Genomic DNA, 1,411 nt, shown 5'->3' with positions numbered 1-1,411 from the left:
AGAACGGCTCGATCCACTTCGGATCATCCGCTGAGATCACCCCACCCATGCCCAGCCAACGCACCAACCACCCCACCGGTTACGGGACAACCTCTAGCCGTGGATTTGAACAAGTTACGTGAGCAAGGACGGATGCAGCAGCGAGGAGGTGAACGCATCCGTGCTCGCGGTGCAGGGGCCAAGGACAAGCTGACCACCGCCGACAGAGTCCTGGCCACCGTGCTCTACCTGCGCAAACTCGGCACCAGAGATCTGCTCGCCCAGCTCTTCGGAGTCACCGGAAGCACCCTCACCAGGGCCGTTCACCAAGTTCAGCCCCTCCTGGCCGCGCACGGCTACACGATCCCGCCCTCGACAGCCAGGTTCCGCACCCCCGCTGACGTCACGGCGTTCCTCGCGAACCGCAGCCCCACGGTGATCAAATCAGCATGTTGATTCTCTGCGAGCCCTAAGACCGTGTCCTATGTGGTGAGGCGGATGAGGCGCTTGTAGCAGCACAGGGCTGCGGCGAGTCCGAGAAAGGCCAGGTAGTTGCGGGGGTTGCGTTCGTAGCGAGGGCTGAGTCGGTGGTAGCCGGACAGCCACGACATGGTGCGCTCGATGACCCAGCGGCGTCGCCCTAATCGCTGGCTGGACTCGATGCCCTTCCGGGCGATGCGCACGCCGATGCGCTTCCCGCGGAGCCATCTGCGCAGGTCGGCACGGTCGTAGGCTTTGTCCGCGTGCAGCCGCTGGGGCTTGAAGTACCGGTCTCGGTGGGGGTCGTGTCTCGTTTGGTGACCCTCCATCATCGGCTTCAGTCCTTCGCTGTCATGGGTGTTGGCGGCCGAGACGCCGACGAGGAGGGGCAGTCCGTTCGCGTCCGACAGGACGTGCATCTTGGAACCCGGCTTGCCCCGGTCCACGGGGCTCGGACCTGTGTGTTCGCCCCCTTTTTAGCCCGGACGTGGGCGGTGTCGAGGACGACGCGGGTGACGTCGATGAGGCCGGCATCGTCGAGCCGGTGCAGCACGGCCTCGTGCAGCCGCCCCCACACCCCGGCCCTCGACCAGATGAGGAACCGCCGATGGGCGGTGGACTTCGAGACGCCGAAGCAGGGTGGCAACGCACGCCAGGCACAGCCGGACACCAGGACGTAGATGATCGCCGCGAACAGCGTCTCATCAGGTGTGTCCTGCGTTCCACCGCCCTGCGGCCGCACCTTCGACGGCGGGATCAGCGGTTTCGCGATCTCCCACAACCCGTCCGGAACAATCCAACTCCACGTACCCCGCCCCATGACGGGTTCAACGACGCCTCACCACATAGGACACGGTCTACTGATCTTTTCGTAAGTTCGGTGGGTGTGGTGGCCGTGTGGGTGGGAGGCTGTCGGGGTGGCATACCAACCTTCCCCTTCGGTTGCTGGTTC

1 protein-coding gene and 1 pseudogene are annotated in these 1,411 nt (G+C 64.9%); one reads left to right on the top strand and one right to left on the bottom strand.

Annotation, left to right across the window (positions count from 1 at the left end; all coding sequences use genetic code 11):
* Positions 1 to 105: 105 nt before the first annotated feature.
* A pseudogene (locus ABZV94_RS41610) lies at positions 106 to 435 on the top strand (transposase family protein); the annotation flags it as partial.
* 26 nt (positions 436 to 461) lie between these two features.
* On the opposite strand, the gene ABZV94_RS41605 reads toward ABZV94_RS41610, so the two are convergent.
* A protein-coding gene (locus ABZV94_RS41605) for an IS5 family transposase (RefSeq protein ID WP_356350307.1) occupies positions 462 to 1,279 on the bottom strand; the annotation gives its coding sequence in 2 pieces (ribosomal slippage) (positions 462 to 937 and positions 937 to 1,279; 819 coding nt in all).
* Positions 1,280 to 1,411 lie beyond the last annotated feature (132 nt).

The sequence above is a fragment of the Streptomyces sp. NPDC004658 genome (genome assembly GCF_040609555.1).
Classification (GTDB): Bacteria; Actinomycetota; Actinomycetes; order Streptomycetales; family Streptomycetaceae; genus Streptomyces.
Note: the sequence above shows the minus strand (reverse complement) of the source record. Positions and strands in the feature narration are given on the sequence as shown.